This is a genomic window from Paracoccus salsus, assembly GCF_021556615.1.
Lineage (GTDB): Bacteria > Pseudomonadota > Alphaproteobacteria > Rhodobacterales > Rhodobacteraceae > Paracoccus > Paracoccus salsus.
Genome location: NZ_JAKGGD010000007.1, coordinates 40929 through 55902 on the forward strand (window position 1 = coordinate 40929; position 14974 = coordinate 55902).

Below are 14974 nucleotides of genomic sequence, written 5' to 3' on the forward strand. Positions count from 1 at the left end.
TCTGTCACCCCATCGCGTCATCGGGATGCGGCTCTGACGGGCAGGATGTCAGGGCTGTTCGTCCTGCCCGCAAGGCCGATCTTCTTCCTGCTTGCGCGCGTGCCGCATGCAAACCCGTCCGCCACAGCCGAGGAGCCGAGACATGATGCTTGCCTATACGATGGCGCCGGGGCGCGGCGACACCGACCTGATCCTTGCAGGGCTGGCCGCCGATATCGAGGCCCGCGGCCTCAGATGCTGCGGCACCGTCCAGATCAACAGCGAGCGCGGGGATTCCGGCCCGTGCGACATGGATGTGCGGGTTCTGCCGTCCGGTCCGGTCCTGCGCATCAGCCAGGACCTTGGCCCGTCGTCGCGCGGATGTCGCCTCGATCCGGTCGCTCTGGAAACGGCCGTGGGGCTTGTCGTGGCGCGGCTGTCATCGGGCGCGGACCTGCTGATCATCAACAAGTTCGGCAAGCACGAGGCCGAGGGACGGGGCTTTCGCGACGTGATTGCGCAGGCCCTTGCGATGGATGTGCCGGTGCTTGTCGGCCTGAACGGGCTCAACCAGGACGCGTTCGAGACCTTTGCAGGAGGGATGGCCGTCCAGTTGCCGCCCGAACCCGCGGCATTGCGGGACTGGGTTGAGCGTGCGACTGCCCCTGCGACGGCAACCGCGGCGGCCCGCTAGGCGCGGGCCGCGAAACGCGTGGTCCTCATCGGCTTGGCCACGATGGCGCTGAACCAGGCGCAAGCGCGCCGTCGCATGCCCTGCGACAGGCGCCGCTAGCGTTGGTGGCCGTCGCGCGGCCATCATGGCGAACCGGCAGGCTGGCTGTTTCCCGACCTGAAGGCCAGTCGCATCTGCTTTTCCGTTTCGATCAGCCCGAAAAAGACGACGCCAATCGCGACGATCAGCAGCCCGTCGAACAAGGGCACGGCTTCCGTTCCGAAGACGGCCTGAAGCGGCGGCAGGTAGGTGACGGCGAATTGCGCCGTGGTAACGGCGATGACGCACGCCCAGACGACCCGCGTTCCTCTTGCCGCCGCCCAGGTAAGAGACGTCCCGTGGATGTTGCGGATGAAGAAGAGGTGGAAGATCTCCAGCACGACGATGGTGTTCATCGACATCGTCTGCGCCAGTTCCTGCGAATGTCCCTTGTCCAGCGCGTAGGTATGGACCGCGAACACGGCGGCGGTGAACAGTAACGACACCAGCGCCACATGCCACAGCAGTCCCCCGGTCAGCAGCGCCTCGCCGCGCGGTCGTGGCGGGCGTCGCATCGTTCCGGGTTCCGAAGGCTCGAACGCCAGGGCCAGCCCCAGCGTCACGGTGGCGACGAGGTTGACCCAAAGGATCTGTACCGCGGTGATCGGCAAGGCCATCCCGAGGAAGAGCGCGATGATGATCGGCATCGCCTCTCCGGCGTTGGTGGGCAGGGTCCAGCCGATCACCTTCTTGATGTTGTCATAGACGGTGCGGCCCTCGCGCACGGCGGCGGCGATCGAGGCGAAGTTGTCATCGGCCAGCACCAGTTCGGCCGCCTGCTTCGCCGCCTCGCTGCCCTTGAGGCCCATGGCGATGCCTGCGTCGGCGCGCTTCAGCGCGGGCGCGTCGTTCACACCGTCGCCGGTCATCGCCACGGTCAGCCCGCGCGACTGAAGGGCGGTGACGAGGCGCAGCTTGTCGGCGGGCGAGGTGCGCGCGAAGATGTCGGTCTGCACCGCGGCATCGGCCAGCGCGGCGTCGTCCATCGCTTCAAGATCGGCGCCGGTCAGGACGCGGTCGTGGTTTTTCAGGCCGATCATGCCCGCAATTGCCCGCGCGGTAGCGGCATGATCGCCGGTGATCATCTTCACGCGGATGCCGGCGGCGTGGCACTCGGCCACGGCCTCGATGGCCTCGGCGCGCGGCGGGTCGATCAGGCCGATCAGCCCGATGAGTGTAAGCCGCCCCTCCAGATCCGCGGTGTTCAGGATCGTGTGGTCCTGGGGAACCGCCCGGACCGCCACGGCGATCACCCTCTGCCCCTCGGCCGCCAGATCCTCGACCATCCCGTTCCAGTGATCCGCGTCGAGTGGCTCGGACCCGCCATCAGCGGCACGCTGATCGGCGCAGAGCGCCAGCACCGCCTCGGGCGCGCCCTTCACGTGGATGCAGCCGCGGCCTTCGTCGTCGTGGTGCAGAACGGCCATGTAGCGGTGGGCGGTATCGAACGGGATCGCATCGCTGCGGGTCCATTGCCGGAAAGGCTCGGCCCCCTCGCGCGTGATCTTGCCGGCGAGCGCCATCAGCGCGCCTTCCATCGGGTCGCCCTCGACCCGCCATCCGGCCTCATGGGGCCGCAGGACCGCATCGTTGCACAGTCCGGCGGCGCGGGCGAACTCGATCAGCACGGCGTGCTCGCCGGGATGGGCGTCGGCCTCGCGCCAGCGCACCGCGCCCTCGGGCGCATAGCCGTTCCCGCCGACGGCGTAGATATGCTCTGCCGCCGCCAGAGACGCCACCATCATCTCGTTACGGGTGAGCGTGCCGGTCTTGTCGGAGCAGATCACCGAGACGGAACCCAGGGTCTCGATCGCGGGCAGCCGGCGCACGATGGCGTTGCGTCGGGCCATGGCCTGAACGCCTACGGCGAGGGTGATCGTCAGCACCGCAGGCAGACCCTCGGGGATGGCCGCAACCGACAGGCCGACAACGGCCATGAACAGCTCGGCGAACGGCAGATGCCCGACGAAGTAGCCGTAGATCAGCAGCGAGGCTGCGACGATCAGGATGAAGACCGTCAGCCAGCGCGCGAAGCGGTCCATCTGGGCCACAAGCGGTGTGGTCAGCGTCTCGACGCGTCCGAGCATGCCGCTGATCCCGCCGATCTGGGTGGCGGTTCCGGTCGCGACAACCACGCCGCGACCGGCCCCTGCGGCCACCAGCGTGCCGGAAAACAGCATCGAGGCCCGGTCGCCCAGAGCCGCATCCTTCGCCACCGGGGCAATGCCCTTGTCCACCGGCACGGATTCGCCGGTCAGGATCGCCTCTTCCGCCTTGATGCCGCGCGCTTCGATCAGCCGCAGATCGGCGGGCACCCGGTCCCCGGCCTCGATCAGCACGATGTCGCCCGGCACAAGATCGGCCGCGTCGACGCTGATCCGCCGCCCGTCACGCAGCACGGCCGAACGCGGCGCCAGCATCCCGCGGATCGCATCCATGGCCTGCTCGGCGCGGCCTTCCTGGATGTAGCCGATCACGGCGTTTACAATGACCACCGCGAGGATCACGCCGGTATCGACCCAGTGCTGCAGCGCCGCCGTCACCGCTGACGATGCGATCAGGACGTAGATCAGCACGTTGTGGAAATGCGCCAGGAACCTCAGGATCGGGCTGCGCTTCGGCGCGTTGGGCAGACGGTTCAGCCCGTGTTCGGCCTGGCGGCGGGCGACCTGCTGGTGGTCAAGCCCTTTCTTCCCGCTGGCAAGCGCATCAAGTGCCTGCCGCGCGGACATGGCATGATGGTGCGTGGTTTCCGTGTTCTGGGTCATTGCTCGGATCCCCGCTTCCGTTGAATCGCCATGTCGTCACGTTTCAGGGTGCCTGCTCGTCTTCGATCCCGCTTGCCGGGCTCCCGATCCGATCCTTCTTCGGTGCATCGCAGACGTGGATGACATGTCCCATACGCAATGTCAGCCCGATCCGATAGCCGAAAATGGATGTGAACGAGACTTGCCCGAGCGACAGCGAGCCGTTGCACCGCACCCAGCGAACGGATGCGCTTCACATCGCGCGTGATGCCGACAAGGACCCGCCGCACGACGCTTTCCGGTTCCGACAGCAAGCTGACGGGCGCACAGCGCGGCGGCTGCCGGGTCAGGTCGAATACGTCTTTCGCGCGCACCGGTGTTCTGCAACAGGATGCAGAGACGTCATTGCGTGGGATTGGGTCCGCTCGGCAGCCGGTGCGGACAGTCGAGACAGAGGGGACCATCATCATGGCCGAGATTTCCTTTCCTCGGGAACCGGACGAATTCGAACGCTGGATCGCGAAAACCGACGCCCATGCTGTTGCCAAGGCGCTCAACCGCTGTGCCCCGGACGAACGCATCGCGGCCTTTCGCCGGCTCCCCCAGAAGCGTGCCGGACGCGTCCTGAGCCTGCTCGATCCCGTCAACCAGGCCGATGTTCTTCTGGCAATGCCCGAGACCCGGCGCCGCGTGTTGCTGAACGACATGGAGCCCGATGACCGCGCGCGCCTGTTCGCAAGCGTGCCGGCATCCGTGTCGGGACGCATGCTCGATGATCTGTCTGCCGAGGAACGTGCCTCGACCGAGGCGCTGCTGCGCCACCGGCCCGAGAGTGCGGGGCGGATCATGAGCCCCGAGTTCCTGAGCCTCGGCCTCGACATGACGGTGTCCGCGGCCCTCGATGCGATCCGCGAGGGGCAGGAGCGGGCCGAGACGATATATCTCATGCCCGTCGTGCAGAAGGACATGCAGCTGATCGGGATGCTGGACCTTGCGCGGCTGGTTCTTGCAGAACCGGACGCGCTGGTGGCCGAACTGGTGCGCGAGGATGTGCCGGTCGTCTCGGTCGATGACGACCAGGAGGATGTCGCACGGCTGATGAAGGGGGGCGACCTGATGGTCGTGCCGGTGGTCGAGAACCGCCGGCTTGTGGGAATCATCACCTTCGACGACGCCATGGAGGTGCTGGAGTTCGAGGAGGGTGAGGATTTCGCACGAACCGGCGCGTCCGAACCGCTGGGGCGGCCGTATCTGGCCGTGCCCATCCTGCGCCTCGTGCGCGCGCGCATCCTGTGGCTTTCGCTGCTTGCCGTCGCGGCTGCCCTGACGGTCAACGTGCTGCGTGTCTTCGAGACCATGCTGGAGAGCGCCGTGACCCTGACCCTTTTCATTCCCCTGCTGATCGGCATCGGCGGCAACACCGGCGCGCAGTCGGCGACGACGATCGTGCGCGCGCTTGCGGTCCATGACGTGCAGCCGGCCGATGTGCTGAAAGTGGCCCTCCGCGAGGCCGCAACGGGTCTGACGATGGGCCTGCTCATCGCAGCTGCCGCTCTCGCCCTGGTCTCGTATCTCTTCGATCCTGACCTGGCCGTCGTCGTGGCGGTGACGCTGGTTGCGATATGTCTGCTTGCCGCGCTTGTCGGATCGGTGATGCCCATCTTCGCCCGACTGCTCGGAATCGATCCGGCGGTGTTCAGCGCGCCTTTCGTGACGACCATCGTCGATACAACCGGCCTCATTGTCTATTTCCTGGTGGCCCGTCTGGTTCTCGGCCTCTAGCAGGCCGTCCCGCGCCGGGCCCGATCGACACAGGGCTAGCGCTGCCGCCCGAAAGACGTGGTCGGTCTTTGCCGCCGGGCTCTTGTGCAACGGCGGAAAACAGCGTTCCTTGGGTCGCACGGAGGTGTGCCGAATGAAGATCGATCATGATACCTGGATCGTCGTGGCGGATGGCGAGAAGTTTCTTCTGCTGCGCAATGAGGGCGATGCCCAGCATCCCATCCTTCGCGCCATGGCGAAGGAAGAAGACCCCAATCCGCCCGCCCGAGAGCTTGCAAGCGATCGCCCGGGGCGGATGCCGGACCAGGGCGGAACGCGCGGACAGGCCGGGGGCGGGATCGCGCATGGCGGGGGGCCACGAAGCGCGATGGAGGAAACCGACCGGCATCGCGTCGCGGAACATCGCTTCGCCGAGGAACTGGCGGAACAGCTTGTCGAATGGGCCGGCAAGGGCCGCTTCAAGCGCCTCATCGTCGTCGCGGATCCGCGAACCCTGGGTGTGCTGCGCGACGCGTATGGCGACAAGCTGGAACCCGTCCTCGTCGCCGAGATCGACAAGGACCTGACCAACCTGACGTTGCCGGACATGGCGAAGCTGCTGAAAGACCACTGAACGGGGGGCCGGCCGGCGCGCGCCCGGTCGCCGCGGCCGGGCCGTCGCCTCGGGAAAGGCGCTCATGATCGTGTTCCGGGCGTTCGTCGCGACGAAGAAAGGCCCTCCGATCCGGCAGATCGGACACAGGCGCGGTGAAGGCGTCGTCATCGTGGGGAAACCGGAACCGGTCGTTGCCGGCACCGGCCAGGCAGCTTGCCCGTGAACGGGGAGGGCGAGGGGCCCGGGCCGATCCGCGCGGGTCATTCGGCTGAACTGACGGCCTCGAAACCCGACACGACGTCAAGCAACTCACGCGTGATCGTCTCCTGGCGCCGCAGGCGGTAGAGTTGGCCGAGGTCCTCGCGCCGCTCCTCGATATTGCGTTCGGCGGCCTGCATCGCGGCCAGGCGCGAGGCGTGTTCGCTGGCCAGTGCCTCGGCAAGGGCGCGGTAGATCACCACGAACAGCCGTTGCTGAACAAGCCAGGACATCAGCCTTGCGGCATCCATCCGGAACAGCGGCAGGGACCGGCCGGGCCAATCCGCCCGCGCCAGCTTTTCAAGATAGCTGTCGGGCAATGGCAGAAGCCGGTGCGCCTGCGGCTTGGCCGTGATGCGTCCCTGGCGGCGGTTATGCGCCAGCCAGACCTCGCCGACGCCCTGTTCTTGCGTCCAGCGGTCGACCGCGACGATCATCGACTGCACCAGCCTCGACAAGCCCTCGACCGAGCCGGGCTGCGAGCGCAAGACATCCGCCGGCCGCCCGGCCGCCTCGAGCCGGGCCGCGGCGCGCGTTCCGATGACGCCCAGCACCACCGGCCGGTCGCCCATCCTCGACAGCGCAAAGCGGGTGATCTTGTCGTTGTAGCCACCGCACAGGCCGCGATCCGAGCCGATCACGATCAACCCATCGCGACCCGTCTTGCCGCCCCCGCGCGGCAGGGGCCGCCCTGCCTGCCGGTGCCTGCGCAAGACCGCCATCAGGCCCAGCTCGACCGTGCGGGCATAATCCGCCATTGCCGCCTCGGCGTTTTCATATTGCCGGATGCTGACCGAGGACAGCGCCTTCATGGTGCGCACGATCGACTGGATGTCACCCGTGGTGTCCAGCGCGTCCGAAAGGCTTTCAAGCGTCTCCATCGTCGCCCTCGGTCGGCGGCGCCCCGGACAGCGCGTCCTGCAGTGCCTCGATCAACGCCTTGCGGTCGGTGTCGTCCAGCTTTTCGCCGGCGGAGATCCTGTCGCAGATATCGGGAACCTCCGAACGCACGGCCTTGCGGACGGTCTTTTCGGCCTCGGCCACATCGTCGGGCTCGAGATCGTCGAACAGCCCCTCGGTTGCGGCCATGAGGGCTGCGATCTGCTCGGGCACGGGCTGATGATCATGCTCGCGCTGCTTGAGAACCTCGCGAACCCGCAGGCCGCGGGTCAGCTTGCGGCGGGTCTCGGCGTCGAGTTGCGTGCCGAACCGGGCGAAGGTCTCCAACTCTTCGAATTGCGCGTACATCAGCCGCAGATTGCCGGCGACGGCGCGAAAGGCGGGCAGCTGGACCTTGCCGCCCACGCGGCTGACCGAGGTGCCGATGTCGATCGCCGGCAGATGGCCTTTCTCGAACAGCGAGGGCGACAGGTAGATCTGCCCGTCGGTGATCGAGATCAGGTTCGTGGGGATATAGGCCGAGATGTTCTGTGCCTGTGTCTCGACCACCGGCAGCGCGGTAAGCGAACCGCCGCCATGGTCCTCGCGCAGTTGCGTGGCGCGCTCCAGCAGGCGCGAATGGATATAGAAGATGTCGCCCGGATAGGCCTCGCGCCCCGGCGGGCGGCGCAACAGAAGCGACAATTCGCGATAGGCGCGCGCGTGGCGGGTGAGATCATCATAGACGATCAGCACGTCGCGCCCCTTGGCCATGAAATGCTCGGCCATCGAAGTCGCGGCATAGGGGGCGGCAAATTGCAGGCCGGGCGCATCCTCGCCGCTGGCCACCACGACGATGGTGCGATCCATCGCGCCGCCCTCGCGCAGGCTCTGGATCACGCGCGCCACGGCCGAGGCGCGCTGCCCGATGGCGCAGTAGATCGACAGCACGCCGCTGTCGGCCTGGTTCAGGATCGTATCCACGGCGATGGCGGTCTTGCCAGTCTGCCGGTCGCCCAGGATCAGTTCGCGCTGGCCGCGACCGATCGGGATGGCTGCATCGACGGCCTTGATCCCGGTCTGTAGCGGCACCTGGACCGGCGCGCGGTGCATGATCGGGGGCGCAAGCCGTTCGATGGGCAGCCGCTCCTCGACCTCGACGGCATCGCCGCCGTCCAGCGGCCGGCCAAGGCCGTCAACCACGCGCCCGATCAGGCCTGCGCCGACGGGCACATCGACCACGCGGCCCGTGCGGCGCACCGGATCGCCCGGCCGCAGGCCCTCGGTCGGCCCCAGGATGATGACTCCGGCGCGTCCCGCGCTGATGCTGGAGGCGATCCCCAACACGTCGCCCGCGAAAACCAGCAATTCATCCGCCCTCAGATCGGTGAAGCCCGCGACCTCTGCCACGCCGTTGCTGACCGACAGGATATGCGCGATCTCGGCCATCTCGAGGACCGGCCTGACCCGCGCAAGCGCATCTTCGAGCGGTTCGAAGAGATCGTCCTTCAGGTCGTCGGTGATCGTCTTGCGCGCCATCAGCCGCCTTCCGCGCTGTCGTCGGGATCCGGCAGGCCTGCGGCGCGGCGCCGCAGGCCGCCCTCGATCACTTCGTCAAGCGTCGTTTCCAGACGGTGCAGGAAGCGTGTGGCGGACCATTCCACCGTCTGCTCACCGATGGTCAGGCGCACGCCCAGCAGCAGGTCGTCATCCTCGCGATAGTCCACCTCGATATCCGGGGCGATGTACTCGCGGATCGCGCGCGTGATCTGACTGCGCGCAGCCGGCTTGAGCGGGACGCTGCTCTGCAGCGTGGCGGTGCCGTCCGCGCGCTCGGCCGCGGCCCTGAGCTTGTCGCGCGCCTCGTCGTCGAGGTCGGTCAGACGGTCCACGAAGGTCCCGGCCACCTGACCGGCCAGGTCGCTGCCCGCATAGTCCCTGAGCACGCGCCCGACGATCTCGATCACCTGATGGCCGGCCTGATGGCGCAACCGCTCGGCAAGTTCGTCGCGCTCGTCGTCCAGATGGTCTTGCCAGGACGTGCGCCGGGCCTCGATCTCCTTGCGAAGATCGTCTTCCAGATCCTCGCGCAAGGCCTCGGCCTTCTGCCGCGCCTCGCGCAGGACCTCTTCGCGCCTGGCCTCAAGCCTTTCCTGCTTTTCACGCAGATCCTCGGCCTCGGCCTCGACCTTGGCGCGCGCCTTCCTTGCCTCGGACAGCCGGGATTCGATGCGCTCTTCGCGCCGCGCCATCGCGGTGGTGATCGGACGGTAGAGAAACCGCTGCAACAGCCAGACCAGGACCAGGAAGTTGAAGATCTGCGCCGCGACCGTCAGCCAGTCGATCTGCATGGTGTCAGCCTCCGGCAGCCTGGGTTGCAAGATCGGCGGCAAGATTGGCGAAGGGATTGGCGAAGATCAGGATCATCGACACGACGAAGCAGTAGATTGCCGTCGATTCGATCATCGCGAGACTGACGAACAGGGTGCGCGTGATGGTGTTTGCCGCATCGGGTTGCTGCGCGATCGCCTGCAGCGCCGTCGAGGCGGCGCGTCCCTCGGCCAGCGCCGGGCCGATCGACCCGATGGCGATGGTCAGCCCGGCGGTAAAGATCGAGATCGCGGCAATCAGGGTTGCGGCATCCATGCTCAGTCTCCTGTGTGATTGGTGGACGGATCGTCGGACCTGCGGCGGCTGCGGCTGGCCGATCCGATATAGACCATCGCGAGGATGGCGAAGATATAGGCCTGGATCAGGCCGGTCAGCAGGCCCAGAACCTGCATCACGATGGGAAAGAAGAACGGCGCGATACTGATCAGGATGCCCACGATCACCGTGCCGCTCATCACGTTGCCGTAAAGCCGCACGGCCAGCGCGATGGTCCGCGACGCCTCGCTGACGATGTTGAAGGGCAGCATCAGGGGCGTCGGCTGCACATAGTTGCGCAGATAGCCGGCAAGACCGCGTTCGCCGATGGAAAACAGGGGCACCGCGACCAGCACGCAGATCGCCAGCGCCGCTGTTGTCGACAGCGAGCCGGTCGGCGGCTGGTAGCCCGGCACGATGCTGAGCACATTGGCCGCAGCGATGAAGAGGAAAAGCGTGCCGATGAAAGGCAGGTAGCGGCCGGGCGTATCGGCACCGACCTCGGCGATCTGGTCGCGGATCGTCGTGACGATCACCTCCAGCATCACCTGCCAGCGCGAGACGGTTTCCCCCTCGCTCAGCCGCGCGGTGATCGCCCATGAGCCAACGACGAGCAGCGCCATGACCACCCATGTGAACACGATGGTCGCGTTGAGCGGCAGTCCCCGCCATTCGTAGAGGACCCAGGCGTCGGGGTTTATTTCCATGTGGGTTTCCCTGGCTCTGTGCCCGCAACCAGGCGCGTTGCGGCGATTCTTGCGGCAACGAATCCGATCACTGCGGCGGCGATTCCCTCGACCCGCAGACCCAGCGCCGCCGCCGCCGCCAGAGCGCCAATCAGCAGGGCCATCCGCGCCACGCCAAGCGCCACGAATGTCAGCATGCCGCGGCGATCCTGCGGCAGCGACCGCACGGCCATCCAGAGCAGCCCCAGATAGACCGCGCCAAGGGCCCCGCCAACTGCGGCGCCGCCAAGCAGGGAGGTCATGGAAATCGTCATCCTGCATCTCCGAGGATCTGTCCGGCCCGATCACTCATCGCGACCCTCCCGCTGAACCCAGTACCAGGCATTGAGGGCGCCCAGGACGGCACCGGCAAGCAGCAGGGTCAGGGTCCAGGACACCTCGCCCGGCCAGCGCCGGTCGATCCAGATCCCCAGCGCAATGCCGGCGACGGTGGGAACCGCGACGGACCAGCCCACCAGTCCGAACATGCCCAAGCCATACCATGGGCTTTCGCGGCGGCGTTTGCGAGCCTCCTGCATCTGCCGCGCCTTGCGCGCGATGGTGCCTGTCTCGCTGTCGCGGTCCTCGGTCATGATCCCGCCATCCCCAGATCACGAAAGCGGCGGATCATGCTGGCCTCGAGCCGGGCAAGCGCCGCGCGGGCGTCGCGCTCTTCGTCCTCTCGCTGGCGAAAATCGGCCACGACGCGATCGCGCAACGCGTCCAGATCGTCGCCTTCGACCGCACCGCGCACGGCCACCCGCACCGTGTCGCCGCATTTCACCAGCGTGCCGGAATTGACCGCGACAAAACGTTCCGCGCCCTGCCCGGTTTCATAGACCAGGATACCCGGGACCAGTTCGCTGATGAAATCCACATGTCCGGGCAGCATGCCGAAATGCCCGTCCGGTCCCTCGGCGACGATGCGCCGGACTTCGCGATCCAGGCAGACCGCACTGGGCGCGATGACTTCAAGCCGCATCGGTGGTCTCCTCTGGCTCGGCGAGGTCCTCGATGGATCCGATCATGTAGAAATCCCCTTCGTCGCGATCGGCGAAGTCCCCTGACAGGATGCGCTCGCAACTGTCCAGCGTCTCGTCCAGCGTGACGAAACGGCCCTTGCTGCCGGTCATCGCCTCGGTCGAGAAGAACGGCTGGGTCAGGAAACGCTCAAGCTGGCGGGCTTGCCGGACCGTGGCGCGGTCATGTTCGGACAGTTCCTCAAGGCCCAGCATCGCGATGATGTCCTTGAGATCCTCGTATTCGGCCAGCGTCGTGCGCACGGCGCGGGCGACGCGATAGTGACGAACGCTGACCGTGCCGGGTGTCAGCATCCGGGAATAGGATTTCAGCGGGTCGATGGCGGGGTAAAGCCCCTCGGACGCCTTCTTGCGCGACAGGACGATCGAAGCGGAGAGATGCGCGAAAGTGTGCGTGGCGGCCGGATCGGTAAAGTCGTCGGCCGGCACATAGACCGCCTGGATCGAGGTCATGGTGCCCCGGTCGGTGGAACAGATGCGCTCCTCCAGATCGGCCAGTTCGGTGCCCAGTGTCGGCTGGTAGCCAACCCGGCTGGGGATGCGGCCCAGAAGGCCCGAAACCTCTGACCCCGCCTGCACGAAGCGGAAGATGTTGTCGATCAGCACCAGCACGTTGCGGCGCAGGTCGTCGCGGAAATACTCGGCCATGGTCAAGGCGGCATGGCCCACGCGAAACCGCACGCCGGGGCTTTCGTTCATCTGGCCGAACATCATCACGGTGTTTTCCAGAACACCGGCCTCGCCCATCTCGCGGTAAAGCTCCTCGGCCTCGCGGGATCGTTCGCCGATGCCGCAGAACAGGCTGACGCCATCGTATTCGGCCACCATGTTGTGGATCATCTCGGTGATCAGAACCGTCTTGCCCACGCCCGCGCCGCCGAAAAGCCCAGCCTTGCCGCCGCGTTCCAACGGGCTGAGCAGGTCGATCGCCTTGATCCCGGTCTCGAAGATCTTGCCCTCGACCCGCCGCTCGGACAGCGGGACGGGCGCGCGCAGGATCGGTCGCCGGGGCAGGTCGGGCAGTGGCGGGCCGTCGTCGATGGTCTCGCCGAACAGGTTGAACATCCGGCCAAGCACCTCCTCGCCCACCGGCACGTCGATGGGGCCGCCGGTGTCGCGCACCGCAAGGCCGATGCGCAGGTCGGCGGTCGGATTCATGACAAGACCCCGGGCGATGCCCTTGCCCGGCAGGCCCGCGACCTCGATCACGATCTCGGGATCAGTCAGCGTGACCAGCCGGTGAGAGATCGCCGGCAACGCCTGTTCGAAGCGGATGTCGGCCACGCCGCCACCAAGCCGGACGATATGCCCGATGCGGTTGTCCCGTTGCTTCATTCACCATGATCCTTGCGTATCGGATGGACCCGTCCCTGTAGGACCGCAGGGCTGCGACAGGCTTGCCGCCGCAAGATAGCGTGTATCCATTGGCAAGAAAAACGGGTTTTCGACATCAGGCATGGTCAGGAAGGCGAAACGTCCGGTGCCGGTCACCACGACACGGGCCGCGCTCGTCCGATCGTGGATCCGACCCGTCGCGGGCCCGGCACCATGGAAACGGCTGCGCTCATACCGGCATGGCATCGGACGATTTGCGGCTGGAGGCAGGCTTGCCGCGGGACGTGCCCGCGTCCTTTGCGTCCTTGTCGACCGCAGAACCGGGCAGTCGCACCGTCGTTGACGCATCGACGCCACGCATGCACAGCGCCGTCCACTCCATCAGATCCGCAGTCATGCGCTCGAACGAGCCGCGCTGCCAGTCGGCCATCGCCTGCATGGCCGCTGCCGGGTCGACGGAGCCGGTTGCCTTCATCTTGTGCAGGGCCTCGACGGCCGCTTCGGTCGCCTTCTGGCGGCGTTCGAACCAATGAAGCGTGAACAGCCTGGCCTCCTTGAGCATGCAGCACTGCATTTCGAGGAGTTGTTCGACCTGGCCCGAGGCCGGTCCGATTCCCGTGAAAAGGGCCCGGGTCTTGCGCGCCGTCTCCGTGCGATCGAGTTGCGATTGTTCCTTCGCCATGTGCACTCTCCATTTTACGCTGCCAGCCTGATCCTTGATTCATCAGATCAGGTTCGTCGGCCTATCGGCATTAACCTGCGTCAACCCGGTCAGACCGAGGCCAGGGGATGTCATTGCTCCGGGCGTTGTCGTAACGTGTTCCCGGCAAGAAAGATTCACGTGGACGGTCGGACGCGTGCGCGTCGGGCGCTGCATCCATTTGCCGCATCTTCGGAGGAGCCGATGTCGCCACAAGACGACTTGATCCACAAGACAGGCCAGGCGCTCGATGGCGTCCAGCTGCGTCGGGACGCGCGTGTTCAGGCGAGTCTGGCGGCCGCGCTCGATCACACGATGCGTGTCTTGTCGAAGGGAACGATCCTGGTGTTCGAGGGCGCCAAGGTGGATTCGCTTTTCCACGTCACATCGGGCTGGCTGGCCGCAGCCAAGTCACTGCCCGAGGGCGAACGCCAGATCGTCGAATTCGTCCTGCCCGGCGAAACCTATGATCCGACGTCCGCCGACGGCCAGACGAGCTATGTCGAACTGGAAGCCCTGTGCGAGACCACTGTGGCGATTATCGATGCGGCGACATGGGCGCGGCTGCTGAGCGAGTTGCCGGAGCTGCGCGATTCGGAAAGACTGAGGGATGTCGCCGCGCGGGCCCGGCAGTCCGAACGCATGCTGCGCCTTGGAAAATCCAGCGCCGAGTCCCGGGTCGCCTATGCCCTGATCGAGTTCTGCATGCGGATGACGGCGATCGGCGAGACAGACAGGGATTGCGTCTTTCATGTCCCGCTTGGCCAGCAGCAGCTGGCCGAATATACGGGACTGTCATCGGTCCATGTCTGCCGGACGCTGCGGCGACTCGGCCGGAACGGGCTGATCACCGCGGATGATCACATGGATCTCGAGATCCATGATGTGCACGCGCTGGCGGTTCTGGCGGGCGTCGATCTTGATGCGCTTCGTCGGGAGATCATTCCCGGGGCCGCGTGACATGCGGGGCAGGGCCGCCTGACAGGCGCGCGCGCGCCTCGCTGATCTCGCCCAGCACCTGTCCGGCAAGCTCTTCTGACACATGTTCGGCAATATCGCCGACCGACAGGATGCCCACCGGCATGCCCGAGCGGTCGATCACCACCAGACGCCGGACCTGCCGGTCGCCCATCAGCGCCGCCGCCTGTGTCACGTCCTGATCCGCAAAGCAGGTCAGCACATCTGACGACATGATGTCCGCGATCCGCGTTTGCGGCCCCAGATCGGATGCCGGGGCGGCAAGCGCGCGCGTGACGATGTCGCGGTCGGTCACGATGCCGATCGGCCTGTCATCCTCGAACACGGGCAAGGTGCCGACTCCATGGGTTTGCATCCGCGCGGCTGCTTCGGCGATGGTTGTCGCGGCTGCGACACTGACGATCGGGCAAGACATGACTTTTCTGACAAGCATGGCGGGTTTGTGTGCCTCCGTCCCGGACCGGGCGCACCGGCCCGAATTCGTGGATGGCAATGCTGGTTGATGCCGCGACGCACCGCATTAACCCCGAGCAATGCA

The 14974-nt window shown here is 66.5% G+C and carries 16 protein-coding genes; 4 read left to right on the plus strand and 12 right to left on the minus strand.

Going from position 1 to position 14974, the window contains the following annotated elements; all coding sequences use genetic code 11:
- The first annotated feature begins 142 nt into the window (after positions 1–142).
- Positions 143–673, plus strand: a complete 531-nt coding sequence (locus tag L1965_RS13450) for a DUF2478 domain-containing protein (RefSeq protein WP_235756965.1) — start codon at positions 143–145, stop codon at positions 671–673.
- Between the two features lie 122 nt (positions 674–795).
- On the opposite strand, the gene L1965_RS13455 is transcribed toward L1965_RS13450, so the two are convergent.
- On the minus strand, positions 796–3519 hold the full coding sequence (locus L1965_RS13455) for a cation-transporting P-type ATPase (RefSeq protein WP_235756966.1): 2724 nt from the start codon (positions 3517–3519) through the stop codon (positions 796–798).
- Positions 3520–3966: 447 nt separating this feature from the next.
- On the opposite strand from L1965_RS13455, the gene mgtE reads away from it, so the two are divergent.
- Both mgtE and L1965_RS13465 read left to right on the plus strand, forming a co-directional pair.
- Positions 3967–5280 carry a magnesium transporter gene (gene mgtE, locus L1965_RS13460; protein WP_235756967.1) on the plus strand — a complete coding sequence of 438 codons (1314 nt, stop codon included), beginning with the start codon at positions 3967–3969 and terminating at the stop codon, positions 5278–5280.
- Between the two features lie 133 nt (positions 5281–5413).
- On the plus strand, positions 5414–5893 hold the full coding sequence (locus L1965_RS13465) for a baeRF12 domain-containing protein (protein ID WP_235756968.1): 480 nt from the start codon (positions 5414–5416) through the stop codon (positions 5891–5893).
- A 242-nt stretch (positions 5894–6135) separates the two neighbouring features.
- Here the strand turns inward: L1965_RS13465 and L1965_RS13470 are convergent, their stop codons facing one another.
- The 10 genes from L1965_RS13470 to L1965_RS13515 all read right to left on the minus strand — a co-directional run bounded on the left by L1965_RS13470 (position 6136) and on the right by L1965_RS13515 (position 13440).
- On the minus strand, positions 6136–7014 hold the full coding sequence (locus L1965_RS13470; RefSeq protein WP_235756969.1) for a F0F1 ATP synthase subunit gamma: 879 nt from the start codon (positions 7012–7014) through the stop codon (positions 6136–6138).
- Entirely contained in the window at positions 7001–8551 is a 1551-nt protein-coding gene (locus L1965_RS13475; RefSeq protein ID WP_277882974.1) for an alternate F1F0 ATPase, F1 subunit alpha, read from the minus strand. Before L1965_RS13475 ends, L1965_RS13470 begins: the two co-directional genes overlap by 14 nt.
- Positions 8551–9363 (minus strand): F0F1 ATP synthase subunit delta, encoded by an 813-nt coding sequence (locus L1965_RS13480; RefSeq protein ID WP_235756970.1) that lies wholly within the window; start codon positions 9361–9363, stop codon positions 8551–8553. Before L1965_RS13480 ends, L1965_RS13475 begins: the two co-directional genes overlap by 1 nt.
- Positions 9364–9367: 4 nt before the next feature.
- A complete protein-coding gene (locus tag L1965_RS13485; RefSeq protein ID WP_235756971.1) occupies positions 9368–9658 on the minus strand; it encodes a F0F1 ATP synthase subunit C in 291 nt (96 codons plus the stop codon).
- A 2-nt stretch (positions 9659–9660) separates the two neighbouring features.
- Entirely contained in the window at positions 9661–10365 is a 705-nt protein-coding gene (locus tag L1965_RS13490; protein ID WP_235756972.1) for a F0F1 ATP synthase subunit A, read from the minus strand.
- On the minus strand, positions 10356–10646 hold the full coding sequence (locus L1965_RS13495; protein ID WP_235756973.1) for an N-ATPase subunit AtpR: 291 nt from the start codon (positions 10644–10646) through the stop codon (positions 10356–10358). Before L1965_RS13495 ends, L1965_RS13490 begins: the two co-directional genes overlap by 10 nt.
- A gap of 42 nt (positions 10647–10688) precedes the next feature.
- A complete protein-coding gene (locus L1965_RS13500; protein ID WP_235756974.1) occupies positions 10689–10976 on the minus strand; it encodes an AtpZ/AtpI family protein in 288 nt (95 codons plus the stop codon).
- Positions 10973–11365, minus strand: a complete 393-nt coding sequence (locus tag L1965_RS13505) for a F0F1 ATP synthase subunit epsilon (RefSeq protein WP_235756975.1) — start codon at positions 11363–11365, stop codon at positions 10973–10975. Before L1965_RS13505 ends, L1965_RS13500 begins: the two co-directional genes overlap by 4 nt.
- A complete protein-coding gene (atpD, locus tag L1965_RS13510; protein WP_235756976.1) occupies positions 11355–12758 on the minus strand; it encodes a F0F1 ATP synthase subunit beta in 1404 nt (467 codons plus the stop codon). Before atpD ends, L1965_RS13505 begins: the two co-directional genes overlap by 11 nt.
- Positions 12759–12987: 229 nt before the next feature.
- Positions 12988–13440 (minus strand): hypothetical protein, encoded by a 453-nt coding sequence (locus tag L1965_RS13515; protein ID WP_235756977.1) that lies wholly within the window; start codon positions 13438–13440, stop codon positions 12988–12990.
- 222 nt (positions 13441–13662) lie between these two features.
- Between L1965_RS13515 and L1965_RS13520 the strand changes: the two genes are divergently transcribed.
- Complete coding sequence (locus L1965_RS13520; RefSeq protein ID WP_235756978.1) at positions 13663–14418, plus strand: Crp/Fnr family transcriptional regulator; 756 nt, start codon at positions 13663–13665, stop codon at positions 14416–14418.
- Here the strand turns inward: L1965_RS13520 and L1965_RS13525 are convergent.
- Positions 14399–14869, minus strand: a complete 471-nt coding sequence (locus tag L1965_RS13525; RefSeq protein WP_338421489.1) for a CBS domain-containing protein — start codon at positions 14867–14869, stop codon at positions 14399–14401. The two genes, L1965_RS13520 and L1965_RS13525, sit on opposite strands and share 20 nt — an antisense overlap.
- Positions 14870–14974: the final 105 nt, after the last annotated feature.

Coding starts and splice junctions, on each gene's coding strand:
- L1965_RS13505 (WP_235756975.1), bottom strand. CDS start 11,365: ATGCGGCTTGAAGTCATCGCGCCCAGTGCGGTCTGCCTGGATCGCGAA.
- atpD (WP_235756976.1), bottom strand. CDS start 12,758: ATGAAGCAACGGGACAACCGCATCGGGCATATCGTCCGGCTTGGTGGC.
- L1965_RS13480 (WP_235756970.1), bottom strand. CDS start 9,363: ATGCAGATCGACTGGCTGACGGTCGCGGCGCAGATCTTCAACTTCCTG.
- L1965_RS13515 (WP_235756977.1), bottom strand. CDS start 13,440: ATGGCGAAGGAACAATCGCAACTCGATCGCACGGAGACGGCGCGCAAG.
- L1965_RS13475 (WP_277882974.1), bottom strand. CDS start 8,551: ATGGCGCGCAAGACGATCACCGACGACCTGAAGGACGATCTCTTCGAA.
- L1965_RS13455 (WP_235756966.1), bottom strand. CDS start 3,519: ATGACCCAGAACACGGAAACCACGCACCATCATGCCATGTCCGCGCGG.
- L1965_RS13470 (WP_235756969.1), bottom strand. CDS start 7,014: ATGGAGACGCTTGAAAGCCTTTCGGACGCGCTGGACACCACGGGTGAC.
- L1965_RS13495 (WP_235756973.1), bottom strand. CDS start 10,646: ATGACCTCCCTGCTTGGCGGCGCCGCAGTTGGCGGGGCCCTTGGCGCG.
- L1965_RS13500 (WP_235756974.1), bottom strand. CDS start 10,976: ATGACCGAGGACCGCGACAGCGAGACAGGCACCATCGCGCGCAAGGCG.
- mgtE (WP_235756967.1), top strand. CDS start 3,967: ATGGCCGAGATTTCCTTTCCTCGGGAACCGGACGAATTCGAACGCTGG.
- L1965_RS13450 (WP_235756965.1), top strand. CDS start 143: ATGATGCTTGCCTATACGATGGCGCCGGGGCGCGGCGACACCGACCTG.
- L1965_RS13465 (WP_235756968.1), top strand. CDS start 5,414: ATGAAGATCGATCATGATACCTGGATCGTCGTGGCGGATGGCGAGAAG.
- L1965_RS13520 (WP_235756978.1), top strand. CDS start 13,663: ATGTCGCCACAAGACGACTTGATCCACAAGACAGGCCAGGCGCTCGAT.
- L1965_RS13490 (WP_235756972.1), bottom strand. CDS start 10,365: ATGGAAATAAACCCCGACGCCTGGGTCCTCTACGAATGGCGGGGACTG.
- L1965_RS13485 (WP_235756971.1), bottom strand. CDS start 9,658: ATGGATGCCGCAACCCTGATTGCCGCGATCTCGATCTTTACCGCCGGG.
- L1965_RS13525 (WP_338421489.1), bottom strand. CDS start 14,869: ATGCTTGTCAGAAAAGTCATGTCTTGCCCGATCGTCAGTGTCGCAGCC.